This is a genomic window from Mesorhizobium sp. M1A.T.Ca.IN.004.03.1.1 (assembly GCF_003997555.1).
In the GTDB taxonomy this organism is placed as follows: domain Bacteria; phylum Pseudomonadota; class Alphaproteobacteria; order Rhizobiales; family Rhizobiaceae; genus Mesorhizobium.
On the sequence record NZ_RZTV01000005.1, the window covers coordinates 134,675 to 159,424 of the forward strand.

29 protein-coding genes are annotated in these 24,750 nt (G+C 64.9%); 6 read left to right on the plus strand and 23 right to left on the minus strand.

The annotated features are described in order from the left end of the window. Positions 1-92: 92 nt before the first annotated feature. From EOD29_RS17625 to tesB, 4 genes are all read right to left on the minus strand, one after another. Positions 93-368, minus strand: coding sequence for a hypothetical protein (locus tag EOD29_RS17625; protein WP_066998346.1), 276 nt, complete (start codon positions 366-368; stop codon positions 93-95). 295 nt (positions 369-663) lie between these two features. Continuing rightward, positions 664-1,845 carry an ammonium transporter gene (locus EOD29_RS17630; protein WP_245322420.1) on the minus strand — a complete coding sequence of 394 codons (1,182 nt, stop codon included), beginning with the start codon at positions 1,843-1,845 and terminating at the stop codon, positions 664-666. Positions 1,846-2,041: 196 nt separating this feature from the next. Further along, positions 2,042-2,380 carry a P-II family nitrogen regulator gene (locus EOD29_RS17635; RefSeq protein ID WP_066998360.1) on the minus strand — a complete coding sequence of 113 codons (339 nt, stop codon included), beginning with the start codon at positions 2,378-2,380 and terminating at the stop codon, positions 2,042-2,044. A gap of 248 nt (positions 2,381-2,628) precedes the next feature. Continuing rightward, positions 2,629-3,492 carry an acyl-CoA thioesterase II gene (gene tesB, locus EOD29_RS17640; RefSeq protein WP_066998363.1) on the minus strand — a complete coding sequence of 288 codons (864 nt, stop codon included), beginning with the start codon at positions 3,490-3,492 and terminating at the stop codon, positions 2,629-2,631. A 107-nt stretch (positions 3,493-3,599) separates the two neighbouring features. Between tesB and EOD29_RS17645 the strand changes: the two genes are divergently transcribed. Next, positions 3,600-4,862 carry a ubiquinone biosynthesis hydroxylase gene (locus EOD29_RS17645; protein WP_095825193.1) on the plus strand — a complete coding sequence of 421 codons (1,263 nt, stop codon included), beginning with the start codon at positions 3,600-3,602 and terminating at the stop codon, positions 4,860-4,862. 271 nt (positions 4,863-5,133) lie between these two features. Here EOD29_RS17645 and EOD29_RS17650 read toward each other — a convergent pair whose 3' ends face one another. The 3 genes from EOD29_RS17650 to EOD29_RS17660 form a co-directional block, all read right to left on the minus strand. After that, entirely contained in the window at positions 5,134-5,664 is a 531-nt protein-coding gene (locus EOD29_RS17650) for a hypothetical protein (RefSeq protein WP_067322954.1), read from the minus strand. A gap of 98 nt (positions 5,665-5,762) precedes the next feature. Further along, a complete protein-coding gene (locus EOD29_RS17655) occupies positions 5,763-6,119 on the minus strand; it encodes a YciI family protein (RefSeq protein ID WP_067322951.1) in 357 nt (118 codons plus the stop codon). A gap of 2 nt (positions 6,120-6,121) precedes the next feature. Beyond that, on the minus strand, positions 6,122-6,340 hold the full coding sequence (locus tag EOD29_RS17660) for a hypothetical protein (protein ID WP_067322949.1): 219 nt from the start codon (positions 6,338-6,340) through the stop codon (positions 6,122-6,124). 205 nt (positions 6,341-6,545) lie between these two features. Between EOD29_RS17660 and EOD29_RS17665 the strand changes: the two genes are divergently transcribed. Continuing rightward, a complete protein-coding gene (locus EOD29_RS17665) occupies positions 6,546-6,971 on the plus strand; it encodes an OsmC family protein (RefSeq protein ID WP_095799953.1) in 426 nt (141 codons plus the stop codon). Positions 6,972-7,173: 202 nt separating this feature from the next. Here the strand turns inward: EOD29_RS17665 and EOD29_RS17675 are convergent, their stop codons facing one another. From EOD29_RS17675 to EOD29_RS38020, 7 genes are all read right to left on the minus strand, one after another. After that, complete coding sequence (locus EOD29_RS17675; protein WP_127247532.1) at positions 7,174-7,803, minus strand: DUF480 domain-containing protein; 630 nt, start codon at positions 7,801-7,803, stop codon at positions 7,174-7,176. Between the two features lie 293 nt (positions 7,804-8,096). Continuing rightward, complete coding sequence (locus EOD29_RS17685; protein ID WP_066991866.1) at positions 8,097-8,876, minus strand: succinate dehydrogenase iron-sulfur subunit; 780 nt, start codon at positions 8,874-8,876, stop codon at positions 8,097-8,099. Then, positions 8,876-9,310, minus strand: coding sequence for a DUF3052 family protein (locus EOD29_RS17690; RefSeq protein WP_067322940.1), 435 nt, complete (start codon positions 9,308-9,310; stop codon positions 8,876-8,878). Before EOD29_RS17690 ends, EOD29_RS17685 begins: the two co-directional genes overlap by 1 nt. Before the next feature lies 1 nt (position 9,311). Next, the gene (gene sdhA, locus EOD29_RS17695) at positions 9,312-11,147 is read right to left on the minus strand and encodes a succinate dehydrogenase flavoprotein subunit (RefSeq protein WP_127247332.1); all 1,836 of its coding nucleotides are present in this window, start codon (positions 11,145-11,147) and stop codon (positions 9,312-9,314) included. Positions 11,148-11,151: 4 nt separating this feature from the next. Continuing rightward, positions 11,152-11,547, minus strand: coding sequence for a succinate dehydrogenase, hydrophobic membrane anchor protein (sdhD, locus tag EOD29_RS17700; RefSeq protein ID WP_066991857.1), 396 nt, complete (start codon positions 11,545-11,547; stop codon positions 11,152-11,154). Next, positions 11,547-11,969 carry a succinate dehydrogenase, cytochrome b556 subunit gene (sdhC, locus tag EOD29_RS17705; RefSeq protein ID WP_127247333.1) on the minus strand — a complete coding sequence of 141 codons (423 nt, stop codon included), beginning with the start codon at positions 11,967-11,969 and terminating at the stop codon, positions 11,547-11,549. Before sdhC ends, sdhD begins: the two co-directional genes overlap by 1 nt. A gap of 223 nt (positions 11,970-12,192) precedes the next feature. Beyond that, a complete protein-coding gene (locus EOD29_RS38020) occupies positions 12,193-12,438 on the minus strand; it encodes a hypothetical protein (RefSeq protein WP_336618886.1) in 246 nt (81 codons plus the stop codon). 465 nt (positions 12,439-12,903) lie between these two features. On the opposite strand from EOD29_RS38020, the gene EOD29_RS17715 reads away from it, so the two are divergent. Next, positions 12,904-13,257 carry a hypothetical protein gene (locus EOD29_RS17715; RefSeq protein WP_095799639.1) on the plus strand — a complete coding sequence of 118 codons (354 nt, stop codon included), beginning with the start codon at positions 12,904-12,906 and terminating at the stop codon, positions 13,255-13,257. Here EOD29_RS17715 and EOD29_RS17720 read toward each other — a convergent pair. After that, positions 13,241-14,440, minus strand: coding sequence for a GGDEF domain-containing protein (locus EOD29_RS17720; protein WP_127247334.1), 1,200 nt, complete (start codon positions 14,438-14,440; stop codon positions 13,241-13,243). The genes EOD29_RS17715 and EOD29_RS17720 overlap by 17 nt on opposite strands. Before the next feature lie 107 nt (positions 14,441-14,547). Continuing rightward, positions 14,548-15,741, minus strand: coding sequence for a GGDEF domain-containing protein (locus tag EOD29_RS17725; protein WP_127247335.1), 1,194 nt, complete (start codon positions 15,739-15,741; stop codon positions 14,548-14,550). 126 nt (positions 15,742-15,867) lie between these two features. Between EOD29_RS17725 and EOD29_RS17730 the strand changes: the two genes are divergently transcribed. Next, a complete protein-coding gene (locus EOD29_RS17730; protein WP_066991843.1) occupies positions 15,868-16,182 on the plus strand; it encodes a hypothetical protein in 315 nt (104 codons plus the stop codon). A gap of 60 nt (positions 16,183-16,242) precedes the next feature. Here EOD29_RS17730 and leuC read toward each other — a convergent pair whose 3' ends face one another. From leuC to rplS, 5 genes are all read right to left on the minus strand, one after another. Beyond that, entirely contained in the window at positions 16,243-17,652 is a 1,410-nt protein-coding gene (gene leuC / locus EOD29_RS17735) for a 3-isopropylmalate dehydratase large subunit (protein ID WP_066991840.1), read from the minus strand. Positions 17,653-17,932: 280 nt separating this feature from the next. After that, positions 17,933-18,568: a class I SAM-dependent methyltransferase gene (locus EOD29_RS17745; RefSeq protein ID WP_127247336.1), complete on the minus strand. Its 636-nt coding sequence runs from the start codon at positions 18,566-18,568 to the stop codon at positions 17,933-17,935. 57 nt (positions 18,569-18,625) lie between these two features. Then, positions 18,626-19,438, minus strand: a complete 813-nt coding sequence (locus EOD29_RS17750; protein ID WP_095799636.1) for an amino acid ABC transporter permease — start codon at positions 19,436-19,438, stop codon at positions 18,626-18,628. A gap of 257 nt (positions 19,439-19,695) precedes the next feature. Next, positions 19,696-20,493 (minus strand): transporter substrate-binding domain-containing protein, encoded by a 798-nt coding sequence (locus EOD29_RS17755; protein WP_095782807.1) that lies wholly within the window; start codon positions 20,491-20,493, stop codon positions 19,696-19,698. 344 nt (positions 20,494-20,837) lie between these two features. Continuing rightward, complete coding sequence (gene rplS, locus EOD29_RS17765; RefSeq protein ID WP_040974610.1) at positions 20,838-21,356, minus strand: 50S ribosomal protein L19; 519 nt, start codon at positions 21,354-21,356, stop codon at positions 20,838-20,840. Between the two features lie 323 nt (positions 21,357-21,679). Between rplS and EOD29_RS17770 the strand changes: the two genes are divergently transcribed. Next, the gene (locus EOD29_RS17770) at positions 21,680-22,432 is read left to right on the plus strand and encodes a sulfite exporter TauE/SafE family protein (protein ID WP_127247337.1); all 753 of its coding nucleotides are present in this window, start codon (positions 21,680-21,682) and stop codon (positions 22,430-22,432) included. On the opposite strand, the gene trmD is transcribed toward EOD29_RS17770, so the two are convergent. Then, positions 22,414-23,115, minus strand: coding sequence for a tRNA (guanosine(37)-N1)-methyltransferase TrmD (gene trmD, locus EOD29_RS17775; protein WP_127247338.1), 702 nt, complete (start codon positions 23,113-23,115; stop codon positions 22,414-22,416). The two genes, EOD29_RS17770 and trmD, sit on opposite strands and share 19 nt — an antisense overlap. Next, entirely contained in the window at positions 23,112-23,708 is a 597-nt protein-coding gene (gene rimM, locus EOD29_RS17780) for a ribosome maturation factor RimM (RefSeq protein WP_066991935.1), read from the minus strand. Before rimM ends, trmD begins: the two co-directional genes overlap by 4 nt. Positions 23,709-23,806: 98 nt before the next feature. On the opposite strand from rimM, the gene EOD29_RS17785 reads away from it, so the two are divergent. Next, positions 23,807-24,745, plus strand: a complete 939-nt coding sequence (locus tag EOD29_RS17785; protein ID WP_095799631.1) for a tyrosine recombinase XerC — start codon at positions 23,807-23,809, stop codon at positions 24,743-24,745. Positions 24,746-24,750: the final 5 nt, after the last annotated feature.

Below are 24,750 nucleotides of genomic sequence, written 5' to 3' on the forward strand. Positions count from 1 at the left end.
CCCGGAAAGGAGATGGCGGGCCCATGAAGCCCGCCATCCCTCATTGGCAAAGACGAAACGATCAGGCCCGTAAGGACCCGATCTTCCGCACATCACTTATGGCCGGCGTACTGCATCAAGTTGGCGCAGAATTCGGCATGCGGCTTGCTCATCGCCGCGTCCTGGCACTCCTTCATCATCGCGTCCTGCTTGTCTTTTGCCGTCGTCGCCCAGGCGGCCTTGAAATCGGCCTCGGACTTCATGGTCTTCATGCTGGAATCGGTGAAGAACGGAGCCATATTGTCAGGCGAGTCGAGCGCGCCAGCAAGTGCAACACCGCTGACCATCGACAGAGCCATTGCTCCCAGGAAGATGTTCTTGCAGTTCATTGGTCGGTTCCTTCCCTGATATTTGGCGACACCACGATGGCGGTCGCAATCCCAGTACGGAACCGGAAGGGCGGACGTTTCACACATTCGCGATCAAGTGAATGTGATCGAAACGCTCCATGCTCATATCCGAGAAAAAAGGAGGCCCGGAAGATCTTCCGGGCCTCAAGGCGTGAGCCCCTTTCGAGAGCATCACGACGGGATCTTGGGAGCAAATCGGGAAAGCCGCGCCGCGGCCTTCGTTGATATCCGGACCGGCGAGAGGAGTATCCGCCGGTCCTTGGCAGGGTCGGCCTTACGGCACGACTTCGCCGTGCTGGGTGACGTCGAGACCCTCGACCTCTTCCTGGGTGCTCGGACGCAGGCCGACCAGCGCCTTGACGATGTAGAGGATCACCAAGGTGGCGACCGCCGTCCATACGATGGTGACAGCGACGCCGTATGCCTGCTTGGCGAGCGAGGCGCCCGACGACAGGCTGTTGATCGCCGGATCGGCGAGCACACCGGTCAGCAGTGCGCCGACGATGCCGCCGACGCCGTGGACGCCGAAGGCGTCGAGCGAGTCGTCATAGCCCATGGCGTGCTTGAGCTTGACCGCCGACAGGTAGCAGACGACGCCCGCGATGATGCCGACGAAGAAGGCGCCGGTCGGGTTGACGAAGCCGGAAGCCGGCGTCACCGCGACAAGGCCCGCGACAGCACCCGAGATGATGCCGAGCACCGAAGGCTTCTTGGCGACGATCCATTCGGCGAACATCCAGGCCAGCGCCGCCGCGGCGGTGGCGACCTGCGTGTTCAACATCGCAGCGCCGGCGAGGCCGTCGGCCGCCAGTTCCGAACCGGCGTTGAAGCCGAACCAGCCGACCCACAGCAGCGAGGCGCCGATCACCGAATAGACCAGGTTGTGCGGCGCCATGTTGGTGGTGCCGTAGCCCTCGCGCTTGCCGAGAACGAGCGCGCAGACCAGGCCCGCGACACCGGCATTGATATGGACGACGGTGCCGCCGGCGAAATCGAGCACACCGGCGGTGGCGAGGAAGCCGCCGCCCCATACCCAGTGGGCGACCGGCGCGTAGACGACCAGCAGCCACAGCGCCATGAAGATGAGCAGCGCCGAGAACTTCAAGCGTTCGGCGAAGGCGCCGGCGATCAGCGCCGGGGTGATGATGGCGAAGGTCATCTGGAACATCGAGAAGACGAATTCAGGAATGTTCGCCACACCGGGCGCCCACAGCGAGGAAGTGGTGATGCCGTGGTGGAAGAATTTCGAGGCACCGCCGATAAACTTGTTCATGCCGCCGCCGTCGGAGAAGGCCAGCGAGTAGCCGAACATGAACCACAGCACCGTCACCAGGCAGGTGATGGCGAAGCTCTGCATGATGGTGGCGAGCACGTTCTTCTTGCGCACCATGCCGCCGTAAAACAGCGCCAGGCCCGGGATGGTCATCATCAGCACCAGCGCCGTCGAGGTCAGCATCCAGGCGGTGTTGCCGGTGTCGAGCGCGGGCGCCGGGGCGGCCGGCGCTGCGGCCGTGGCTGCCGGAGCGGCCTCCTGCGCGAAGGCGGCGGCGGTGCTGAACGCTACGAGAGCGAGCGCAGCGGCCGCGCGTCCCGTCGTCTTCAAGGGGGAAGGAATATTCATTGAACTCTCCGTTGGAATAGCTGGTCGCCGCTCAGAGCGCGTCGGTGTCTGTTTCGCCGGTGCGGATGCGCACCGCCTGGTCGATGCCGAAGACGAAGATCTTGCCGTCGCCGATCTGGCCGGTCTTGGCGGCGGAGCTGATGGCTTCGACGGCCTTGTCGACCATGTCGGCGCCGACGGCGACCTCGATCTTGATTTTGGGCAGGAAGCTGACCGCGTATTCGGCGCCGCGATAGATTTCCGTATGTCCCTTCTGACGCCCGTAGCCTTTGACTTCGGTGACGGTCAGGCCCTGGATGCCGACGGCGGTGAGCGCTTCGCGCACCTCGTCGAGCTTGAACGGCTTGATGATTGCCATCACGATTTTCATAAGGTTTCACCCTTTGCTGTTGCGGTCCCCCGCGTTTGCACACCTTCACCGATCCCGAGGAGAGCCGGAGAGTGCAGGACAGGATTCAAGCTCCGTGCCAATTGCCGAAGCAGGACATTAACCTGTTGTAAACAAACGGGATCCGCAGCCCTTGCTCAACAAACGGGCGCAGTGCCGCAATGACTCATGATTAAAAAATGGGCAAAATTTGGAAAATGCCTGCTTTCTAGGCTTGCCTCGAAGCCGGCTCAGCGTTTCAGCCGGATGAGGCCTTCCTGCGCGACCGAGGCGATCAGCGTTCCGTCGCGGGCGAACAGCGATCCGCGGGTGAAACCGCGCGAGCCTTGCGTGGAGGGGCTGTCCTGCGTGTAGAGGATCCAGTCGTCCAGCGAATGACTGCGGTGGAACCACATGGCATGGTCGAGGCTGGCCGCCTGGATGTCGCGATCGAAGATGGCGCGGCCATGCGCGAAGGTCGAGGTGTCGAGCAGCGTCATGTCGGAGAGATAGGCAAGCACCGCCGCCTGCGTGGCGCGGTCTTCCGGCACCGGGCCTGTGGTGCGGATCCAGATATTCTGCTCCGGCTCCAGCTTTTCGCGGCTGGTATAGTGCTTGAGCATTACCGGCTTCATCTCGATCGGCCGGTCGCGCTCCCAGTAGCGTTTGATGCCTTCCGGCACCGCCTCGCCGAACTTGCCGAGCAGCTCGCGCTGCGACAGAAGCGTGTCGGGCGCCGGCACGTTGCGTGGCATCGGCAGCTGATGCTCCAGCCCGACCTCGTCCTGCTGGAACGAGGCTTCCAGCGAGAAGATCGCCTGCCCATGCTGGATCGCCACCACCCGGCGCGTGGTGAAAGAGCCGCCGTCGCGGATGCGGTCGACCTCATAGACGATCGGAACCTTGGTGTCGCCGGGCCGCATGAAATAGCCGTGCAGCGAATGCACATGGCGCCCGGGCTCGACAGTGCGCTGGGCGGCGACCAGCGCCTGAGCGATCGTCTGGCCGCCGAACACGCGCTGCCAGTCGAGCTTGGGGCTGCGACCACGATACAGGTTGTGTTCGAGCTGCTCGAGGTCGAGAATGTCGAGAAGCTCGTCCATGGCCGCCGTCATGTTCCACCTCCCTTGAAGATGTGTCATGGCGGGTTTCGGACAGGAGAGCCGGGCAGTCAAGCTGCAACGGCCGCCGCGGTGGCCGGAGGCCGCGAAAGGAAAGTGCCATGGTCGACCGCAAGGCGGATGCAGCGGACAAAACCTCGGTGGACGTGCTGGTGGCGGGCGCCGGTTACGTCGGCCTTGCCGCGGCCGTGTCGCTGAAGCAGGCGCGACCGAGCCTTGCCGTCGCCATTGTCGATGCCGCGCCTGCCGGCGTCTGGCAGAAGGACGGCCGCGCCTCGGCGATCGCCGCCGCGGCCTGCCGCATGCTGGAGCAGCTCGGCGTCTGGGACGAGATCGCGCCCGAGGCGCAGGCGATCACCGAGATGATCATCACCGATTCGCGCGCCGCCGATCCGGTGCGGCCGGTGTTTTTGACCTTCGACGGCGAGGTGGCGCCCGGCGAACCCTTCGCCCATATGGTGGCCAACCGGGTCCTAAACGGCGCGCTGCGCCGCCGCGCCGAAAAACTCGGCATCGACGTCATCGAAGGCATGGCCGTCAGCGCCTTCGACACGAACGGCGCCGGCATCACCGTGCATCTGGCCGACGGCGCCGCACTTAAGGCCTGCCTGCTCGTCGCCGCTGACGGCGTCAATTCGAAGCTGCGCGACATGGCCGGCATCAAGACGGTGAAATGGGAATACGGCCAGTCCGGTATCGTCTGCACGGTCGCGCATGAGCGCCCGCACAATGGCCGCGCCGAGGAACATTTTTTGCCCGCCGGCCCCTTCGCCACCTTGCCGCTGAAGCCTGAGGAGGACGGCACCAATCGCTCCTCGATCGTCTGGGTGGAGCGCACGGAAGACGCGCAGAAGCTGGTCGAGGGCGACGAATTCGTCTTCGAGCATGAGCTGGAGCAGCGCTTTGGGCTGAAGCTCGGCGAGATCCGCGTCGCCGACAAGCCGCGCGCCTGGCCGCTCGGCCTGATCCTTGCGCGCGCCTTCGTCGCACCGCGCATCGCGCTCGCCGGCGATGCGGCGCACGGCATCCATCCGATCGCCGGTCAGGGCCTCAATCTCGGCTTCAAGGATGTCGCAGCACTTGCCGAAGTGGTGGTCGAGGCCGACCGGCTCGGCCAGGATATCGGCGCGCTCGACGTGCTCGAGCGCTACCAGCAATGGCGCCGCTTCGACACGCTGCAGATGGGCGTCACCACCGACGTGCTGAACCGCCTGTTTTCCAACGACATCGGCCCGCTGCGCGCCGTGCGCGACCTCGGCCTCGGCCTCGTCGAGCGCATGCCGAAGCTCAAGGACTTCTTCATCCGTCAGGCGTCTGGCCTGTCAGGCGACACGCCGCGGCTATTGAAGGGCGAAGCGATCTAGCGCCTAGCAATTGGCCGGTGCCTACGCGACGTCGTCATCCACGGGCGGAGCGGGAGCGAAGCGGACGCCAAGACCCGAGGATCCATGCCGTGACCTTGGTCGAAGAATGCCGCCGAGCAGAATTCTGCACCGCTGCAACGCTTATAGGTAACGGAATGGATTCTATGGTCTGCGCCGCGCCGCTTCGCTCCTTGCTCCGCCATAGAATGAGGATGCGAGAGGCGTTTCGGCCAATCACGAAGGTAGGCGATCCGGCCGCCACTGCTTCAGCTTAATTGACCTCAAAACCCAGCTTCTGCCGCAGCCTCACCATCCGCTGGTCGGCGATCCGCAGGCGTTGCTCGCCGCCCTGTGCCACCCGGTTCAGCATGCTGAGCAGATCGTCCCGTTCGTGCGGCTCGAGGCGCTCGCGCAGGAACGGCGCCAGCTTGTCGATGACGATCGTGGTGTCGTCGACCTGCGCGGCCGCCCATTTGGCGTAGACGACGGCCTCGTCGGTTTTCTTAGGGTTGTCGGCAATCTGCGCGATCACCTCACGGATGACGGCTTCGCGCTGCGGCAGGATCGGGCCATGTTCCGAAACGATCGCGGTGATCAGCGTCGCGGCGGCCACGACCGGATCGTCGATCGCCGTCAGCGGCGAAAGTGCCGCCTGTTTGCGCAGCTTCTTGCGGCGGATATTGCCCTGCACGCGGCCGATAACGTCGGCGACCTCGCTGGCCGCCTCGTTCATCGCCTTCAGCCGGTACCACCAGATGGCCGCCACGCCGAGCAGGCCAAGCATAGCGAGCAGAAAAGGCATGCCGAATTCCCCCGAAACTGCGGCAACGATAGAAGAAGTACAGCATCGCTTCAACTCGCGACAATTGCGGCGATGAACAAACCGCTAATAGCTCCGGGTCATGACCCCGGTATGTCGTAGACAGCCCTGACCTCGACGGTGCCGAGCTCGGCCAGCGGAATGCCGTCTGCGATCGCCATCGCCTCGTCGAGATCCGCGGCCTCGATCATGACGAAGCCGAGCAGCTGTTCTTTCGTCTCGGCGAACGGCCCGTCGGTAACCAGCCGCTTGCCCTTGCGACGCCTGAGCGACTTCGACATCTTCACCGGCTGCAGCGCCTGCGCGATGATCAGCTTGCCTTGTCGATCGAGTTCCCTGTCATAGGCGAGCGAATCGGCGTCGAGCTTGGCGGATCGTTCCGGCGTGAGCGCGAAGAGGTCCTTTTCCTCGCCGTAGACCAGCAGGACATATTTCATTGTCAGTTCCCTTCCTGCGATGAACCGTAGGAGGCGACCGCGATGCTGTCAGCCTTGCTTCTGGCCGCCGCATGATCGAGCAGGCATGCCGCAATCCCGATTATGGCCACGGCCGCCGCCAGCCGGCCGAGGCCGAAGGCCGGGGGATCCAGCCAGAACTCTTCCGGTCGCTGCACCCTTCCGCCTGGGCGCCTCCAAAGTGCGAAAAACAGATTGTCCATCTTCAACCTCCTTCGGCCCCGAACTTCGTGGCCGCCCCCAGGACGGTCCGGCCGCCGGGAAGTCGACATTCTGCACGCGCTTTTTTTGAGAATTTTTTCGCGGGCGTCGACCCAATCGCGCCATGGTCTTCCGGCGCGCTCGCGCTATAGTTCAGCGGAACGCCGGCGCCCGCCGGCGCGAACCCCGACAAGCCAGGAGGACTTCATGGACCGCACCGCAAACGCCGTCTGGAAAGGCAATCTTAAAGAGGGCAAAGGCACGCTGGAGACGCAGAGCGGGACTCTGAAGGGCATACCCTATTCCTTCAAGGCGCGCTTCGAGGATGAGAGCGGCAAATCCGGCACCAATCCGGAAGAGCTGATCGCCGCCGCCCATGCCGGATGCTACGCCATGCAGCTGTCGCATTTCCTCGCCGAGAACGGCACCCCGGCCACCGCGCTCGACTCCAAGGCTGTTGTGACACTGGTGCCCGGCACCGGCATAACCGGCAGCGCCATCACCTTGGTCGGCACGGTCCCGGGCATCGATGCGGCAAAGTTCCAGGAACTGGCCGAGAAGGCCAAGGCCGAGTGCCCGGTCTCAAAGGCGCTCGGCGCCATCAAAGTCTCGCTGGACGCCAGGCTGGGCTGACGTAGGCTGCGCGGGGCAGGGATCCGTCGCGCCCCCCTCTGTCCTGCCGGACATCTCCCCCACGAGGGGGGAGATCGGATATTCGCGCCGGCTTTCGCCAATCACCGACGCCGCGAGCGAGGCGCTGGAACTGCCAATCTCCCCCCTTGTGGGGGAGATGTCCGGCAGGACAGAGGGGGCGCTGTCCCGCCATCATCTCACGCTAGCCGCCCAGCGCCTCGATCTTCGCCCGCAACGAAGCAACCTCTTCCTCCAGAGCCCGCACCCGCGCTTCGAGATCGGAAGCGTCGGAGGACGCCGGCGGTTGCCATGGCGCTGCCGCCGCTGATACTTCCACCGGACCGCTGAGCAGATGCACATAGCGCTCCTCGCGCTGCCCGGGCGCAGGTTCGAGCAGCAGAATGAGCGGTGGCCGGCGGCCGATGAGGAGGTCGAGATTATCGCGAAGCTCTTCGATCGACCCGAAGCGCGCCATGCGCTCCGAACGGGCGAGCAGCTCATGCGCCGTCTGCGCGCCGCGCAGGAGCAGCAGACCGACGATCGCGATCTGCGGCGTGGTCAGCGAAAAGCGCTGCGCCATCAGATGCTCGTAACGCTCGACGCGCGAAGCAAAAGCCTGGCGCACCAGACCCTTCTGTTCGAGCGAGCTGAGCGCGCGCCTAACGTCGGTCAGCTCCAGCGCCATCACCGGCTCGCGCGCCGTCTTCTGGTTGGCCGCGGCATGCGCACCGTTCAGCGTCAGCGGATAGACGTCCGGCGTCAGCTCCTTCTTCTCGATCAGCGAGCCGAGCACGCGCGCTTCGACGGCGGAGAGGGTGGGAAGATCGGTCATGGGTTTGGCTTTTCGATAAGGTCGGTTCTCGGGTACCGATTTTGACAGACATCGGATCGCCGCGACAAGGCAGAACCTTCGGATCGTCGGCGGGACAGCGCCCCCCTCTGTCCTGCCGGACATCTCCCCCACTTGGGGGGAGATCAGCAGCTTCGCCGACGGCGCTCATCCTTCAACGTTGGCGATTGGCGAAAGCCGCGATGACAGCCAATCTCCCCACCGGTGGGGGAGATGGCCGGCAGGCCAGAGGGGGGCGCGAAGAATCGCTGCGTACGAACTTGAGCCGCTAAACTCTAGACGCGCCGCTCCACCATCATCTTCTTGATTTCCGCGATCGCCTTCGCCGGATTGAGCCCTTTCGGACAAGTCTGCGCGCAGTTCATGATGGTGTGACAGCGATAGAGCCGGAACGGATCCTCGAGATTGTCGAGCCGCTCGCCGGTCGCCTCATCACGGGAATCGATCAGCCAGCGATAGGCCTGCAGCAGCGTTGCCGGGCCGAGATAGCGCTCGCCGTTCCACCAGTAGCTCGGGCACGAGGTCGAGCAGCAGGCGCACAGGATGCACTCATAGAGCCCATCGAGCTTCTCGCGGTCTTCATGGCTTTGCAGCCATTCCTTGGCGGGCGTCGGCGAGACCGTCTTCAGCCAGGGCTCGATCGAGGCATGCTGGGCATAGAAGTTGGTGAGGTCGGGCACGAGGTCCTTGATCACCGGCATATGCGGCAGCGGATAGATCTTCACCGCGCCGGAAATGTCTTCGGCGCCCTTGGTGCAGGCGAGCGTGTTCGAGCCGTCGATGTTCATGGCGCAGGACCCGCAAATGCCTTCGCGGCAGGAGCGGCGCAGCGTCAGCGTCGGGTCGATCTTGTTCTTGATCCACAGCAGCGCGTCGAGCACCATCGGGCCGCAATCGTCCATGTCGACGAAATAAGTGTCCATCCGCGGATTCTCGTCGTCGTCCGGCGACCAGCGGTAGATGCGGTATTCGCGCAGATTGGTGGCGCCCTCCGGCTTCGGCCAGGTCTTGCCCTGCTGGACTTTCGAATTCTTGGGAAGCGTGAGTTCGACCATTACCTGCGGTCCTTTCGGATGACGAGCTTCAGCCCGGACCAGATTTCGTTGAGGGCCGCGACCTTGACGTCGACAAGGTCGCGCTTGAGCGCCTCGGCGCGGATGACGTCCTCGGTGACGTCGGTCGGCACGTTCGAAGCCTTCTTCGGCCAGGAGACCCAGACCATGCCGTCGCGCTTGATCGCCGTCTCGATGCCGGCCAGGCCGTCCTCGATCTCGGCGCGCTGCCGGGTGAAAGCGTGCACGGCATCGTATTTCCGGTTGCCCGAGATCGCCGACCAGTTGGGCACTCGGTCGACCCCGGCAAACGCGACGGCCCCAGCCAACTCGTCGAGCTCCGGCGGCAGCGCGATGAAGGCGGCGACCATGCCGTCCTTCAGGCCGAGCTTGGCCGGAAGGGGCGTGCCGGAATATCCCGCGGCCGCCAATGCCATGTCAGTAGACCCTGGCCTTTGGCGCGATCTTGGCCAGGCTGATGCCGCCATCCTTTTCCGCCAGCAGCGGGTCGGTGTGCACCGGGCGGTAGGAAAGCGTCACCTTGCCGTCCTCGCCGACGTGGGCCAGCGTGTGCTTGCGCCAGTTGGCGTCGTCGCGCGCCGAGAAATCCTCTCGCGCATGCGCGCCGCGGCTCTCCTTGCGCGCCTCGGCGCCGTAGACCGTGGCGATGGCATTGACCATCAGGTTTTCGAGCTCCAGCGTCTCGACCAGGTCCGAGTTCCAGATCATCGAGCGGTCGAAGACCTTGACGTCCTTGAGCTCGCTCCAGATCTGCGAAACGCGCTTGCAGCCATTTTCCAGCGATTCCTGCGTGCGGAACACCGCTGCGTCTTCCTGCATCGCCCGCTGCATCTTTTCGCGCAGCGCCGCGGTCGGGGTCGAGCCGCTGGCGTGGCGCAGCTTGTCGAAGCGGTCCATGATCTTGTCGATCGATTCCTGATTGGGCGACGGAATCGCCGACTTGCGATCGATCACCTGGCCGGCGCGGATTGCGGCCGCGCGGCCGAACACGACGAGATCGATCAGCGAGTTGGAGCCGAGCCGGTTGGCGCCATGCACGGAGGCGCAGCCGGCCTCGCCCACCGCCATCAGGCCGGGCGACACGCGGTCGGGGTTGTCGAAGCTCGGGTTGAGCGCCTCGCCCCAATAATTGGTCGGCACGCCGCCCATATTGTAGTGGACCGTCGGCAGCACCGGGATCGGCTCCTTGGTCAGGTCGACGCCGGCGAAGATCTTGGCCGATTCCGAGATGCCCGGCAGCCGCTCGTGCAGCACCGCCGGATCGAGATGGTCGAGATGCAGGAAGATGTGGTCCTTGTTCTTGCCGACGCCGCGGCCCTCGCGGATCTCCAGCGTCATGCAGCGCGAGACCACGTCGCGCGAGGCGAGGTCCTTGGCCGACGGCGCGTAGCGCTCCATGAAGCGCTCACCCTCGGAATTGACGAGATAGCCGCCCTCGCCGCGCGCGCCTTCGGTGATCAGGCAGCCGGCGCCGTAGATGCCGGTCGGGTGGAACTGCACGAACTCCATGTCCTGCAGCGGCAGCCCGGCCCGCGCGGCCATGCCGCCGCCGTCGCCGGTGCAGGTATGCGCCGAGGTGGCGGAGAAATAGGCGCGGCCATAGCCGCCGGTCGCCAGCACCACCATCTTTGCCGAGAAGCGGTGGATGGTGCCGTCGTCGAGATTCCACGCCACCACGCCGGTGCATGTGCCGTCCGGCTCCATGATCAGGTCGAGCGCGAAATACTCGATGAAGAACTGCGCGTTGTTCTTCAGCGACTGGCCGTAGAGCGTATGCAGGATGGCATGCCCGGTGCGGTCGGCGGCGGCGCAGGTGCGCTGAACCGGCGGGCCGTCGCCATAATTCATCATGTGGCCGCCGAACGGCCGCTGATAGATCTTGCCCTCTTCGGTGCGCGAGAATGGCACGCCGTAATGCTCGAGCTCATAGACGGCGGCCGGCGCCTCGCGCACCATGTATTCCATGGCGTCGACGTCGCCCAGCCAGTCTGAGCCCTTGACCGTGTCGTACATGTGCCACTGCCAGGAATCTGGGCCCATGTTGGAGAGCGAGGCGGCGATGCCGCCTTGCGCCGCGACCGTGTGCGAGCGTGTCGGAAACACCTTGGTGATGCAGGCGGTGCGCAGCCCCTGCTCGGCCATGCCGAGCGTGGCGCGCAACCCGGCGCCGCCGGCGCCGACGATCACCACATCGAATTTGTGATCGACAAAGGTGTAGGCCGAAGCCGTGCTGGCTGTGTTTGCGCTGGCCAAGACGTCAGCCTCCGAATGCGAGTTTGAGCAGAGCGAAGAGCGAGGCGACGCCGACTGCTATTGAGAAGAATGTGTTGAGGGCGATCAGCGCCAGCTTCATGCCCTCGCCATGCACATAGTCCTCGATGATGACCTGCATGCCGATCCGCATGTGGTAGAGCGCGGAAATCAGCACCAACGACAGCACCAGCGCCACGAAGGGGTTCGCGAGCGACGCCCGCACTTCAGCATAGCCGTGGCCGTTGAGGGCGATCAGGAAGCCGACGAAGAACAGGATGAGCGGGATATTGGCCACCGCCGTCAGCCGCTGGCGCCAGAAATGGCCGGTACCCTCACGCGCCGAACCAAGGCCGCGAACCTTCCCGAGCGGCGTGCGCATGTCCGAATTCTTTGCGGTCATCAGAATGCCCCCCGCGCCATGTAGCCCGCGATCCAGACCAGCAGCGTCAGCACGATCGAGCCGGCGAGCGTTGCCCATGCGATCCTCGAGGCGGTGTGTTTTTCGAGCCCGGCGCCGGTGTCCCAGACGAGATGGCGCAACCCGCCCAGCATGTGGTGCATCAGCGCCCAGGTGTAGCCGAACAGGACCAGCCGGCCGAGCCAGGAGCCGAAGGCCCAGTTGACCCAGTCGAACGCAGCCTGCGAACTCGACGCAGCGATCAACCAGGCCGCCACCAGGAGCGTGCCGAAATAGAGCGCGCCGCCGGTGATGCGATGGACGATCGACATCGTCATCGTGATCGGGGGCCTGTAAATCGTCAGGTGCGGCGAAAGCGGCCGTTCACGTCTGGCAATTGCGCGGGTGGCTGGTGATTTGCTCATGGCTCCCCCAGATCGGCGTTCCTGAGCCGCGAAGGATGCGGCTTTTGCCGCCACGACATAGGGCCTCGGATAGCGGGTTTCTAATGCGCTTTTTGCACCGCGTCAAAGCCGGAAAATCGTTTTGGAAACGTCATTTAGTCTGACAAAACGGGGAAATGCAGCTTCAATCGATTAGCGGCCGATCTGCAGCCGGCGCAACGTCGCTGCAGTGCAATAAGATCCGTTATCTTTTGCAGCTCTGCGGCGTGGACCCCTTCTTCATCACCAGCGCCTCGCGACCGTCGATCACGATTGCGTCATGCGTCGCCGCTTCCTGGTAGCGGCTGGTTTGATTGGCGGGCGACGCTGGAAACACTTCGGCCGAGCCATCCGGCCCGAGCACGCGCAGCGAAGAGCCGAGATTTTGGATGGTGATCATGCCGCCATCGCCGCATCTGTAGGTGGCCGTTCCGACGCCGGCTCGCGGCATGGTCAAGTCGGTGGTGATTTTGGTTGCGGGTGGCGAAGCTGTTGCCGATGTCTTGGGCGCTGCGGCAGCTCCGGCCCCGGGAGCGACGGGTTGGCTGGTTGGAACGGGCGAGACTGTTGGCGATAAAGTATTCGCCGCCTTCGGCACGCCGTCCTGCGGCATACAGGCCGCAGCCGCAAGAAGCAGCGGAACAACGAGCGACACCCAAATCGCACGGCCAAACATCATGTGCTGCCCCTTTCGTGCGCGGCACGCTAGCCACGCAATGCGCCAAGATCAAGCTCGCCTGGGCCGGGGCGGGGCGATGGACGGAGTGGAGCCAAGGCGCCGAAATTAACCATGTTCATTAAGTTCCCCTCCTGAAGCCTGTCTGCCCCTTAACAAAGGTTAAGAAAGGGTTAATTTCCGATTCGCACGACGTTTGCAGGGCGATCCCGAGGGTCGCACCGTCCAAGGGAGAGCGACATGCGTTCGAATTCAGTGCGGGCAGGCCTGGCGGTCGCGACGCTGGCTGCACTTGCCACCGCCGTTGCTGTGCCGGCCGAAGCCGGCCTGCGCCATCATGACCGCGTCTATGCCGATTCCTTCGGCAATCTCGTCATCGACAGCGCCGCCGGCTACAAGCGCATCATCGTCGGCGAGGGCCGGCACGCCAAGCAGCTCTCGAACTTCACCGGCGCCGGCCAGCCAGATGTCATCTACGATTCCGACGCTGCCGGCGCCCCGGGCTGCTACCAGCCGCCGGTCTTCATCAAGGGCCGTTCCTATATGTACGGCCTCTCCGACGGCGAGATGCCCAACCTCAGCCCCTGCCGCTGACCGCCGGGAACTGCCGGCGCGCGGTCCCGAGCGAGACGCGCACGCAGTCGCGGCCGGCATTCTTGGCCGCGTAAAGCGCTTCGTCGGCGCGCCGCAGCAGATCTGGAAAATCCTCATCCGTGGCAAGCTCGGCGACGCCGAAGCTCGCGCTGCAGCGATGATCGGCGGGCAGGCCTTCGATCGGCAGCCCGCCAAACGCGCTGCGCGCGCCTTCCGCGAACAATCGCGCGGCAGCAAGGTTGGTACCGGGCAGGATGATGGCGAATTCCTCGCCGCCGATGCGGCCGGCGACGTGATGCTCGGCCGCCGCCTCGCGCAGCAGGCCTGCGAAGGTCTCGATGACACGATCGCCGCAGGCATGCCCGTAGCTGTCGTTGATCCTCTTGAAGTGATCGAGGTCGGCAATGACCAGCGCCACCGGTACGCCCCGGCGCACCGCATCGCGCAACGCCAACTCGGCATGGCGTTCGAAACCGCCGCGGTTGAGGAGCCGCGACAGCGTGTCCGTCTCCGATTTCGACATCGCCTCGGCCAGCACGTCGCGCACCAGGATGGCGAGCGCGAGCAGCGCCAGCGCCAGACCGAACACGGTGCCAAGCGACTGCGACACCAGTGCATAAGCCGTCTGCACATAGGATTGCGGATTGGCGCCCCAGCCGCCCAGCGCGCCGGCGATGAAAGGCTTTGATGCGAACTGCAGGGCGCTTGCCGCGAGCACGAGCATCAGGAGGTGATCGAGCCGCTCGAGCCGCTGCCTGGAGGACAGCACGATGCCAAGCGCGGTGCACTGCATGGCCGCATAAGGAAGCTGATAGGCCAACATGCGGGTGAGCGAGTATCGCGGCAGGTCCTGCACCAGATAGACGGCGGCCGAGGCCACGGCCAGGAAGACCAGCATCGGCGCCCAGGGCGGCGTCACGCCATATTTGTGGGCAAGCCCGCCGTTGAAGGCGATGGTCGCGCCGAGGAAGACAGCGAAGGCCATGACAACCGGCAGCCGGGCATCGGCAAAAGCGGGGATGCTGAACTCGATGGCGAAATAGGCCATGCCGAGCAAATAACCGAAAGCCAGCCAGCGCGCCGACACACGCCCGACGTCGTGGACGGCGATCGCCGCGAAGGCCGCCGCCAACAGCCCGGCGACGAGCAGATTGATCATCAGGATGAAATCGGCGCTGCCCATGTTCCCTTCGAAGCCCCCCGGGCAGAAAACCATCGACGGGCGAAAAACACGTTAACGCCCGGTGATGTTGGCTGTTGTCAGGTGCTCTGGACGGGTAGTCTGCGATTTCAGCCGACGCTCACCGCTTCGGGCACGAAGGCGGTTTCGGGGCGCTCGTAGGAAAGGCGGACGCTGTCGCGGCCATTCCTCTTGGCCTTGTAAAGCGCCTCGTCGGCGCGCCGCATCAGCGGCGCCAGCCCTTCCGCGCCGCTGCGGGCGGCGACGCCGAAGCTCGCTGTCACCCTGGTGCCGAGCGGCAGGCCGTCGACGGCCCCGGCCGAATAGAAGGTGCGGATCGCTTCGGCGAACAGGCGCGCCGCGGCGAGATCGCTAAGCGGCAGGAGCACGGCGAACTCCTCGCCGCCGATGCGGCCCGCTGCGCCGCGCGCGCCGGTGGCAAAGCGCAGCTTGGCAGCGAAATCGGCAATCACTCGGTCGCCTGCCTCATGTCCGTGCTGGTCATTGAGCGCCTTGAAGTGATCGAGGTCGGCAAGCACCAACGCGACGGGAAACCCGGCCTTGGCGCATTGATCGAGCAGAAGTGCTGCCCGGTCCTCGAAGCCGCGCCGGTTAAGAAGGCCGGACAACGGGTCGGTGTGCGTCTCGGCCTTCAGTGCCTTCAGCACATCGAGGGCGGCCGCCGTGAACAGGCAGAGCGCGATCAGAAGCGACAAAAGCGCGTGCGAGAGCAGCGCCGTCGTCCAGTAGGACGAGCCGTAGAAGCCGTCATAGCTTGGGAACGGTCCATGCGCGATGACGACGATCAGGGTACGGGCGGTGAAGTTCAGCGCAGAAAGCAGGGCCAGCGCGACCAGGATTTTCTCAGGGCCATTGTTGCGCACTGTCCTGAGCTCGGCGGCGACGAGCAGGCTCAGGCCGCCGAAGCCGAAATTCATGCTGAGCACGCGCCAGGTAAGATCCGGCTCGACGAACATGAACCATGCGAAGGCGGCGAGCCCGCCGCCGGCCATGAGCCCGATGCCGAAATAAGGCACGCGCCGGCCGTAGCGGGCGATGATCGCGCCGGAAAGGCAGCAGGCGGCTATCGTGAAACATATGTTGGAGATCAGCTTGGTCGCCACGATGCCGAGCGGCAGCGTGAAATATTGCAGCAGGAAACCCGACGCCGACAGGCAGTAGCTCGCCGCCAGCACCGCCAGATACGGACGATGGCGCTGGTAGAACCACAGCACGAGGAACGCAGCGCCGAGCGCCAGCGCTATCGTCGGATTGAGCAGCGCTATGAGCAGACCGGTGTCCAACGGACCGTGACTTCCCCAAGTTACCCAAGGGGAGATGCTAGTCGGGAAGCACAAACAAGCGGTTAAGCGACGGCTTGGAACAGCTCCGGGAGACCGGCGTTCTCAACACAAAACAGGAGAACGCCGATGGCCGGTACAATCACCCTGACCGAGCACGATGCGATCCGTTCCTGGGCGGCGGCGCGCGCCGGATTTCCGGCCATTGTCGACATTTCGCCCGAGGCCGGCACGCAACCCATGCTGCGCCTGGTTTTTGGCCAGAACGCCTATGAGGACGACGACCGCCCGGAGCGGCCTCCCAACGCCGGCGGCTACGAGCTGGTCGAATGGGACGAGTGGTTCAAGATTTTCGACGAGCAGCAACTGGCGCTGATCGTCGCTGCCGACGAGCCTGGCCGACGTGAGGAGTTCCACGAGATTATCCGGCTCGGCGACCGCTGAGCGACAAAAGGCCCGGAACGCGGTGCGCTCCGGGCCTTTGATCGCGTCCGCGGCAGGCCGTTACTTCCAGTCGCGGATATCGACGAAATGGCCGGCGATTGCCGCCGCCGCCGCCATGGCCGGCGAGACAAGATGGGTGCGGCCCTTAAAACCCTGCCGGCCCTCGAAATTGCGGTTCGAAGTCGAGGCGCAGCGCTCATGCGGCTTCAGCCGGTCGTCGTTCATCGCCAGGCACATCGAGCAGCCGGGCTCGCGCCAGTCGAAGCCCGCGGCGACGAAGATCTTGTCGAGCCCTTCGGCTTCGGCCTGCTCCTTCACCAGGCCGGAGCCCGGCACGATCATGGCGTTCACGCGCGGATTGACCTTCTTGCCCTCGACAACCTTGGCGGCGGCGCGCAGGTCCTCGATGCGGCCATTGGTGCAGGACCCGATGAAGACGCGGTCGAGCGTGATGTCGGTGATCTTGGTTCCGGGCGTCAGCCCCATATAGTCGAGCGCGCGCAGCTTCGAGGAACGCTTGTTCTCGTCGGCGATGTCGGCCGGATTCGGCACGAAACCCTGCACCGAGACGACATCCTCGGGCGAGGAGCCCCAGGAGACGATCGGCGGCAGTTTTTGCGCATCGAGCACGACCACCTTGTCGAAATGCGCACCTTCGTCGGAATGCAGCGTCTTCCAGTAGGCAAGCGCGGCGTCCCAGGCGGCGCCCTTCGGCGCGCGCGGCTTGTCCTTCACATAGGCGAAGGTGGTCTCGTCCGGCGCGATCAAGCCGGCGCGCGCACCGCCTTCGATCGACATGTTGCAGATCGTCATGCGACCTTCCATCGACAGCGAGCGGATCGCCTCGCCCGCATATTCGATGACGTAGCCGGTGCCGCCGGCAGTGCCGATCTCGCCGATGATGGCGAGGATGATGTCCTTGGCGGTGACGCCTTCCGGAAGCTGGCCGTCAACGCGCACCAGCATGTTCTTGGCCTTGCGCTGGATCAAAGTTTGCGTCGCCAGCACATGCTCGACTTCCGAAGTGCCGATGCCGTGCGCCAGCGCGCCGAACGCACCGTGCGTGGAGGTGTGGCTGTCGCCGCAGACAATGGTCATGCCGGGCAGCGTGAAGCCTTGCTCCGGCCCGATGATGTGGACGATGCCCTGGCGGACGTCGTTCTCCGAATAATATTCGATGCCGAAATCCTTGGCATTCTTGGCCAGCGCCTCGACCTGGATGCGGCTTTCCTCGTTCTTGATGCCGAACTTGCGCTCGGGCGAGGTCGGCACGTTGTGGTCGACCACGGCGAGCGTCTTCTCAGGATGGCGAACGTCTCGGCCGCTCATGCGCAGGCCTTCGAAGGCCTGCGGGCTGGTGACCTCGTGGACGAGGTGGCGGTCGATATAGAGCAGGCAGGTGCCGTCGTCCTGGCGGTCGACGACATGGTCGTCGAATATCTTGTCGTAGAGGGTGCGCGGTGCGCTCATGTGCGTAAATCCGTCGATATGAGAATGGCAAAAGCTGGCGCCGGGGCTTCTGACCGGCGAAGCGACCGGATCGGTCGCCTCAGCTAAGTCGGCTGGTGAGCGCGCCGCAGACGCGCGCGGCAAATCGCGACGGCAGGCGCTTCCTGTCCTGCAGCACGAAACCCTTATAGGCCGGATCGCTGAAAAGCTCTTCCATGGCGCTGCTCATATCAACGTTTTGGCTTTTCGGCAATTGCGGTAGCTTTGCCTTCTCCCCTTGTGGGAGAAGGGGAAGCCGCGCTCAATGCACCTCGAATACGAAAGTCTTCACCAGCGCGTCCGGGTCGCCGATCGCATAGCAGCGAAACCACGGACTTTCCTCGGCCAGCCGCCATTTCCTTGCCTGCCTGAGATCGTCGAACACCGCCTGGAAGCCACCGCTCTCAAAAACCTGGTCGCGCACTGTGAAGATGGCGTGGCCGCCGCTCTTCGTGATGCGCACGAGTTCGTGCAGGCCCTCGGCCGGCGCGTGGCCGATGGTGAAGACGCCGGTCGAGAAGAAGGCGCGGAAATGACTGTCGGGCCAGGGCAGCGGACCGCCGAGCATCGCCTTCTTCAGCTCGCCATAGGCATTGCGGCTGCCTGCGATCTTCAGCATGTCGTCTGAAAGGTCGAGACCGCAGATGTCGCCATAGCCCAGCGCTTTCAATGACGGCCCGGACAGGCCGGTGCCGCAGCCGGCGTCGAGCAGCGGGCCTTCGCCCGCCGGCACATGCCGCGCCACCCAGGCGGTGATAAGGAAGGGCAGCAGATATCCGAGCGAGGCGGTCTCGCCGTCATAGGTCGCCGCCCATTCGGCATAGGCCTTGGCGAGCGCCTCCGGCGTCTCGGCCGAATAGACGGAATCCAGCGCCGCATTGGCCTTGTCGAAATTCATGGGTCAGCTCCTGGACGTTACTAACCCAGGAAGCGTAGCGCGCTCTTGGCCCGGGGGCTATTGCTCATGCTGCCGTCGCAGCCGTTTCTCGAGCGCCCGCAGCGCCAGCGACAGGCCGACCGTCAAGATCAGATAGATATAGGCGACGATCGAATAGGTCTCGAAGAAGCGGAACGAGCCGGCGGCATAGACCTTGCCGATCTGCGTGATGTCGGCAACGCCCAGCACCGAGACCAGCGAGGAGTCCTTGACCATGGCGACGAAATCGTTGCCGAGCGGCGGCAGGATGGTGCGGATCGCCTGCGGAAAGACAATCAGCCGGAAGCGCTGCACGCGCGTCAGCCCGAGCGCCTTTGCCGCCTCGATCTGACCCTTCTCGACCGACAGGATGCCGGCCCGGAACACTTCCGAGATGAAGGCCGAATAGCCGATGGTCAGAGCCATGATGGCGCGCCACAGAAGCGAGATGTCGCGCACCAGGAGCTCGCCGATCCAGCCGGCGCTCTGCAGCGGCGCCGTCAGCGCGTTCCACGCCGCGACGAATGCCGGCGCCCCGGCAAAAGCGATCCAGAACAGCAGCACCAGGATCGGCACGCCGCGGATGATCTCGACATAGAAGCGCGCGATCTGGCGCAGCCATTGCGACCCCGACAAGGCCATCAGCGCGATGCCGAGTCCAAGCGCCGAGGCCAGCGCGAAGCCGACCACGGTGACGAAGACGGTGATGCCGATGCCCTTGGCGACGGTGGCGAAGACCTCGGCGTAAAGGTCGCTGGCGGCGATAGCCAGCGCCGCGGCGAGCGCCAGAACGGCCGCTGCGGCCAGCCACCAGGGGAATTCGGATTTGGCGGTGGACGTCGTGGCGGTCATCAGGATGTGCCGCCGGTGTAACGACCCAGAAAGGATGGCGCCCAGGTACCCCGCTCTGGCCTGCAGGCCATCTCCCCCTCAAGGCGGGAGATCAGATGGTCGATCGGCTTTCGCAAACCATCGATGCAGAATGTGCGGAGGCGCTGAAACTGCCAATCTCCCACCCTGAGGGGGAGATGCCCGGCAGGGCAGAGGGGGGTGCTCATGCGCCAAGTCAGCGCGATTCCCTGCACAGGCACTGCCGTCAACAACGTGGGCTACTGCCCCATCTTGTAGTCGAGGAACCACTTCTTGTTCAGCGCATCGAGCGTGCCATCGGCCTTGAGCGCGGCGATCGCGGCGTTGACCGGCTTCACCAGGTCGGAGCCCTTGGGGAAGATGAAGCCGAAATCCTCACTGCCGAGCGGCCCGCCGATCAGCTTCAGCTTGCCCTCGGAGGCGTCGACATAGCCCTTGCCGGCGGTGCCGTCGGTCAGCACCACGTCGACATCGCCGGACTTCAGCGCCTGCACGCTGGCGCCGAAGGTCTCGAACAATTTTATGCGCGGGTTCTGCTCATTGCCGTCGAGCACGCTGTAGACGGCGGTGTAGAAGGGCGTCGTGCCGGCTTGCGCGCCGATCAGCCCGTCCTTGAAGGCGGCAAAGCTCTTGGCGTCGGTGAAGCGGCTCTCGTCGCCGCGCACCAGCATGAACTGTTCCGATCGCATGTAAGGGTCCGAGAAGTCGACCTTCGCCTTGCGCTCGTCCTTGATGGTGATGCCGGTCATGCCGATATTGTACTGGTTGTCGGAAACGGCCTGGATCATCGCGTCCCAGGAGGTGTTCTGGTACTCAACCTTGAAATTCAGCCGCTTGGCGATCTCATCCATCGCGTCATATTCCCAGCCGATCTGCTTGCCGGTCTTCTTGTCGATGAACTGCAGCGGCGGGTAAGCGTTTTCGGTCACCACCACGACTTTTCTGCCGCCGAGATCGGGCAGCGTGTCGGCGAGCGCCGCAGCGGGCGCGAGAAGGCAGGCCAATAGGCCGGCCAGCAGCAGTTTCGACTTGATCATGACGAACTCCCGAACGTGACTGGCGGCGCTACGCTCGCCCCAAGAGAAAAACCGGCGCCGACTTTAGCTTTCCGCAAGCGCCTTGCAAGCAGATCCGCTGCACCGATGAGCGCCAAAGCGGATTCCCATGCTCTGATCGGCACGCTTCCCGAACCCAGCCTGCGACGGACCATCCGCGCAATCCGCAACCGCTTCGCGCAACCCGGCGACCAGCCGGGTCAGCGTGCCATGCAGGGCTTTCAGCTCGGCGCGATCCAGCGGCATGCTTCAGGCAAGCGCCGCCTGCACATCCAATCGAAAAAGGCGGCCGAAGCCGCCTTTCCAAGACAATCTGCGGAAGCGCCTTATTCGGCCGACGCGGACTCCGCAGCCTTCTTCTCGGCGGCGTCCTGCGCGGCTTTCTCAGCAGCCAGCGCCTCGGCGGCGGCGACCTTCTCGGCCTCGATGCGGGCGCGTTCGGCGTTCAGCGCATCACGCTCTTCATCGTTCAGCTTGCGGGCGCGCACGCCGGTGTTTTCCGAAATGCGGGCCGACTTGCCGCGACGGTCCCGCAGGTAATAGAGCTTGGCGCGGCGCACCTTGCCACGGCGCACGATCTCGACGCCTTCGACCATCGGCGAGTAGACCGGGAACACGCGCTCGACGCCTTCGCCGTAGGAAATCTTGCGGACGGTGAAATTCTCCTGGAAGCCGGAGCCGGAACGGGCGATGACGACGCCCTCATAGGCCTGGACGCGGGTGCGGCTGCCTTCGGTGACGCGCACCTGGACGCGCACGGTGTCGCCAGGCTGGAATTCGGGCAGCTTGCGCTTGGCTTCGATCTTGGCGGCCTGCTCGGCCTCGAGCTGACGGATGAGATCCATCTCAAATATCCACTTCTTGTTCTTCCGACAGCCAGAGCGTCCTCGACTTGCCTTGCAGTTCCAATGACCGCTCGGCTATGTCCTTTGCCCAGACATTCAAATCGGGGGCATCGGACAGGGACGGCTACACCGCCATTTGTTGACGGGTCCGGAAGATCGTTCTTCCGGTTCGGGCGGCGACATACAGCTATTTCGGCGCTTTGTCACGCCTTTGACGCCTAATTTTTGAAAACTATGGCCCCATCATTATTGCCTCCGTGCCGGGTTGCGCGCGCCATGCAAGCTTTCTAAGTCGGAGAAAGCTATTTCCCAGGCCTCCCTCGATGACATTCTTCGATGCCGTCCTGCTCTTCTTAGCAGGCTTTGTCTCGGGCGCGGTGAACGCCGTCGCCGGCGGCGGCACTTTCGTCACCTTCGGTGCCATGACGCTGGTCGGCCTGCCGCCGATCGTCGCCAACGCAACGTCCTCGGTGACACAGTTTCCGGGCTACATCACCTCGACGCTCGCCTATCTCAACGACATCAGGCATTTCTGGCGCCAAGCACTTGTGCTCTGCGTGATATCCGGCTTTGGCGCGCTGGCCGGTTCGCTCATTCTGCTGGCGCTCTCCAACACGTCCTTCCGCGCGCTTGTGCCCTGGCTGCTGATCGCCGCGACCACCCTGTTCGCGGCCGGTCCGTGGCTGAAGCCGGCGGCCGGACCGGAGCACCAGGCCTCGCTCGGCTCGCTCGCCGGATCGCTGGCGCAATTCCTGACCTCGGTCTATGGCGGTTTCTTCGGCGCCGGAATGGGCGTGATGATGCTTGCCACCCTCGGCCTGACGCAGGCCGGCGACTACCACAAGCTCAATGCGTTGAAGAACATGCTGGCGGTGGTCATCGCGGCGATCGCCATCCTGGTTTTCGTTTCGGGCGGCATCGTCGCCTGGCCGCAGGCGATCGTCATGATCCCCGGCGGGGCGCTGGGCGGCTATGCCGGGGTGTGGATCGCCAGGCGCGTGCCGCAAGGTGTCGTGCGCGGCTTCGTCGTCGCCGTCGGCCTGTTTCTGGCCTTTTATTACTTTACCAAGGGCTGAGCACCGGCCAGCAGATCGGGCCGGCGCTCCCGCGTCAGCTTCTCCGCCTCGGCGCGACGCCACGCGGCGATCTTCTTGTGATTGCCGGAGGTCAGCACTTCGGGGATTTGCCTGCCCTCGAACTCCTGCGGCCGCGTGTAATGCGGATGCTCGAGCAGGCCGTTCTCAAAGCTTTCTTCCTCGCCCGAGACGGCGTTGCCCATCACCCCCGGCAGCAGCCGCACCACCGCATCGAGCAGCACCAGTGCCGCCGGCTCGCCGCCCGAAAGGATGAAATCGCCGATCGAGACTTCCTCCAGACCGCGCGCCTCGATCAGCCGCTGGTCGACGCCCTCGAACCGGCCGCACAGGATGACGGCACCCGGCCCGGCGGCGAGCTCGCGCACCCGGGCCTGCGTCAGCGGTTTTCCACGCGGGCTCATCAGCAACCTTGGACGTTCATCGCCCTGCGGCGAAACGTGATCGATGGCCCTGGCCAGCACGTCGGCGCGCATCACCATGCCGGCGCCGCCGCCGGCCGGCGTATCGTCGACCGTGCGATGCCGGTCGGTGGCGAAATCGCGGATCTGGATCGCTTCCAGCGACCAGGTGCCGGCTTCCAGCGCCCGGCCGGCGAGCGAAAGCCCAAGCGCACCCGGAAACATCTCCGGATAGAGCGTCATCACCGAGGCGGCAAAGCTCACCGGTTGCCCCCGGCGTCCTTCGGTCCGCGCGGCCGGCCCTTCGGGTCGAAACCGGGCCGCCCGGCGGCTTCGCTATCCTCGTCCTCGACCAGCCCCGCCGCCAGGGGATCGACCTGAACGAAGCCGTCGGCGATCGACACATGCGGCACCGCGGCTTGCGTGAACGGGATCAGCACGCCCTTGCGGCCCGCGAGCGTGACGTCGAGTATGTCGCCGCCGCCGAAATTATGCACGGCGACGACCCTGCCGATGACGCCGGTATCGTCCCTCACCTCAAGGCCGATGAGGTCGGCATGGTAGAACTCGTCCTCCTCGCCGTCGTCCGGCAGCACCGAACGGTCGACGAACAGCTCCGTGCCGGCAAGCGCCTCGGCCGTGTTGCGGTCGCTGACGCCCTTGAAGCGCACCACCACGACCGTGCCGGCCGGCCGGATGTCGAGGATCTGGAAGGCTCGGCCATCCTTGGCATGCAGCGGCCCGTAGTCGGCCAGCGCCAGCGGATCGCCGGTGAAGGTTTTCACCCGCAACTCGCCCTTGATGCCGTGCGCGGCGCCGATCACGGCCATCTGTACAGGGTTCTCGAGCTTCGACATCGGCATCACTTCCTTTGCCCTGCTCTAACCCTCTGAAGCCGCCATTTCAATGATCGGCTCTTCACCGCTTCCTAACCTGACTGCCCGAAAATGCCGGCATGCAGGAATTCCTCATCCCGGCAAAACCCGACCTCCAGGCGGCGCGCGAGAGCTGGCTCAAGATGCTGGCGCGCGAGCGCCGGCTGTCGCCCGAAACGGTCGAAGCCTATGAGCGCGACACGCGCCAGTTCCTGCATTTCCTGACCGGGCATTGCGGCGGCCCGCCAGGCATCTCCGATATCGCCGACCTGCGGCCGGCCGACCTGCGCGGCTTCCTCGCCGCGCGCCGCAACGGCGGCGCCGGCGCCCGCACGCTCGGCCGCGGCCTGGCCGGCGTCCGTTCGCTGCTGCGCTTTCTCGAAAAGCGCGGCCTCGTCAACGCGGCGGGTGCGGCCGCTCTGCGCGCGCCGCGTCAGCCGAAATCGCTGCCGAAACCGCTGACGGCGAGCGATGCCAAGCAGGTCGTGACTGTCGAGGGCCAGCTGGCGGAAGAACCCTGGATCGCCGCCCGCAACGCCGCCGTGCTGACGCTGCTCTACGGCTCCGGGCTGCGCATCTCGGAAGCGCTGGGCCTGACCGGGGCCGATCTCGCCACCGAGGCCGACACGGTCCTGCGCATCACCGGCAAGGGCGGCAAGACAAGGCTGGTGCCGGTGCTGCCGGTGGCGCTCAGGGCGGTCGCCGAATACCAGCGGCTGTGTCCCTTCCACATCGATCCGAAAGAGCTGCTGTTCCGCGGCGCTCGCGGCGGCCCGCTCAATCCGGCCATCGTCCAGCGCGAGATGGCGAAGCTGCGCTCGGCCCTCAACCTGCCGGAAACCGCGACGCCGCATGCCTTGCGCCATTCCTTCGCCACGCATCTGCTCGGCCGTGGCGGCGACCTGCGCACCATCCAGGAACTGCTCGGTCATGCCAGCCTGTCGACCACCCAGGTCTATACCGGCGTCGATACGGCAAGGCTGCTCGACATCTACGACCGGGCGCATCCAAGGGCGTGAAGCGT

Bases quoted from the DNA above. Each gene is read 5' to 3' on its own strand.
- EOD29_RS17785 (WP_095799631.1), top strand. From the start codon at position 23,807: ATGCAGGAATTCCTCATCCCGGCAAAACCCGACCTCCAGGCGGCGCGC.
- EOD29_RS17675 (WP_127247532.1), bottom strand. From the start codon at position 7,803: ATGACCGATCTTCCCACCCTCTCCGCCGTCGAAGCGCGCGTGCTCGGC.
- tesB (WP_066998363.1), bottom strand. From the start codon at position 3,492: ATGACGGCGGCCATGGACGAGCTTCTCGACATTCTCGACCTCGAGCAG.
- EOD29_RS17635 (WP_066998360.1), bottom strand. From the start codon at position 2,380: ATGAAAATCGTGATGGCAATCATCAAGCCGTTCAAGCTCGACGAGGTG.
- EOD29_RS17655 (WP_067322951.1), bottom strand. From the start codon at position 6,119: ATGAAATATGTCCTGCTGGTCTACGGCGAGGAAAAGGACCTCTTCGCG.
- rplS (WP_040974610.1), bottom strand. From the start codon at position 21,356: ATGGATCTCATCCGTCAGCTCGAGGCCGAGCAGGCCGCCAAGATCGAA.
- EOD29_RS38020 (WP_336618886.1), bottom strand. From the start codon at position 12,438: ATGCCGCGAGCCGGCGTCGGAACGGCCACCTACAGATGCGGCGATGGC.
- EOD29_RS17625 (WP_066998346.1), bottom strand. From the start codon at position 368: ATGAACTGCAAGAACATCTTCCTGGGAGCAATGGCTCTGTCGATGGTC.
- EOD29_RS17645 (WP_095825193.1), top strand. From the start codon at position 3,600: ATGGTCGACCGCAAGGCGGATGCAGCGGACAAAACCTCGGTGGACGTG.
- EOD29_RS17685 (WP_066991866.1), bottom strand. From the start codon at position 8,876: ATGGTCGAACTCACGCTTCCCAAGAATTCGAAAGTCCAGCAGGGCAAG.
- EOD29_RS17690 (WP_067322940.1), bottom strand. From the start codon at position 9,310: ATGGCATTGGCGGCCGCGGGATATTCCGGCACGCCCCTTCCGGCCAAG.
- leuC (WP_066991840.1), bottom strand. From the start codon at position 17,652: ATGAGCGCACCGCGCACCCTCTACGACAAGATATTCGACGACCATGTC.
- EOD29_RS17720 (WP_127247334.1), bottom strand. From the start codon at position 14,440: ATGGGCAGCGCCGATTTCATCCTGATGATCAATCTGCTCGTCGCCGGG.
- EOD29_RS17755 (WP_095782807.1), bottom strand. From the start codon at position 20,493: ATGATCAAGTCGAAACTGCTGCTGGCCGGCCTATTGGCCTGCCTTCTC.
- rimM (WP_066991935.1), bottom strand. From the start codon at position 23,708: ATGTCGAAGCTCGAGAACCCTGTACAGATGGCCGTGATCGGCGCCGCG.
- EOD29_RS17715 (WP_095799639.1), top strand. From the start codon at position 12,904: ATGCGTTCGAATTCAGTGCGGGCAGGCCTGGCGGTCGCGACGCTGGCT.
- EOD29_RS17660 (WP_067322949.1), bottom strand. From the start codon at position 6,340: ATGGACAATCTGTTTTTCGCACTTTGGAGGCGCCCAGGCGGAAGGGTG.
- EOD29_RS17665 (WP_095799953.1), top strand. From the start codon at position 6,546: ATGGACCGCACCGCAAACGCCGTCTGGAAAGGCAATCTTAAAGAGGGC.
- EOD29_RS17750 (WP_095799636.1), bottom strand. From the start codon at position 19,438: ATGACCGCCACGACGTCCACCGCCAAATCCGAATTCCCCTGGTGGCTG.
- EOD29_RS17650 (WP_067322954.1), bottom strand. From the start codon at position 5,664: ATGCCTTTTCTGCTCGCTATGCTTGGCCTGCTCGGCGTGGCGGCCATC.
- EOD29_RS17770 (WP_127247337.1), top strand. From the start codon at position 21,680: ATGACATTCTTCGATGCCGTCCTGCTCTTCTTAGCAGGCTTTGTCTCG.
- EOD29_RS17630 (WP_245322420.1), bottom strand. From the start codon at position 1,845: ATGCTGACCTCGACGGCGCTGGTGCTGATGATGACCATCCCGGGCCTG.
- EOD29_RS17730 (WP_066991843.1), top strand. From the start codon at position 15,868: ATGGCCGGTACAATCACCCTGACCGAGCACGATGCGATCCGTTCCTGG.
- sdhC (WP_127247333.1), bottom strand. From the start codon at position 11,969: ATGAGCAAATCACCAGCCACCCGCGCAATTGCCAGACGTGAACGGCCG.
- sdhD (WP_066991857.1), bottom strand. From the start codon at position 11,547: ATGACCGCAAAGAATTCGGACATGCGCACGCCGCTCGGGAAGGTTCGC.
- EOD29_RS17745 (WP_127247336.1), bottom strand. From the start codon at position 18,568: ATGAATTTCGACAAGGCCAATGCGGCGCTGGATTCCGTCTATTCGGCC.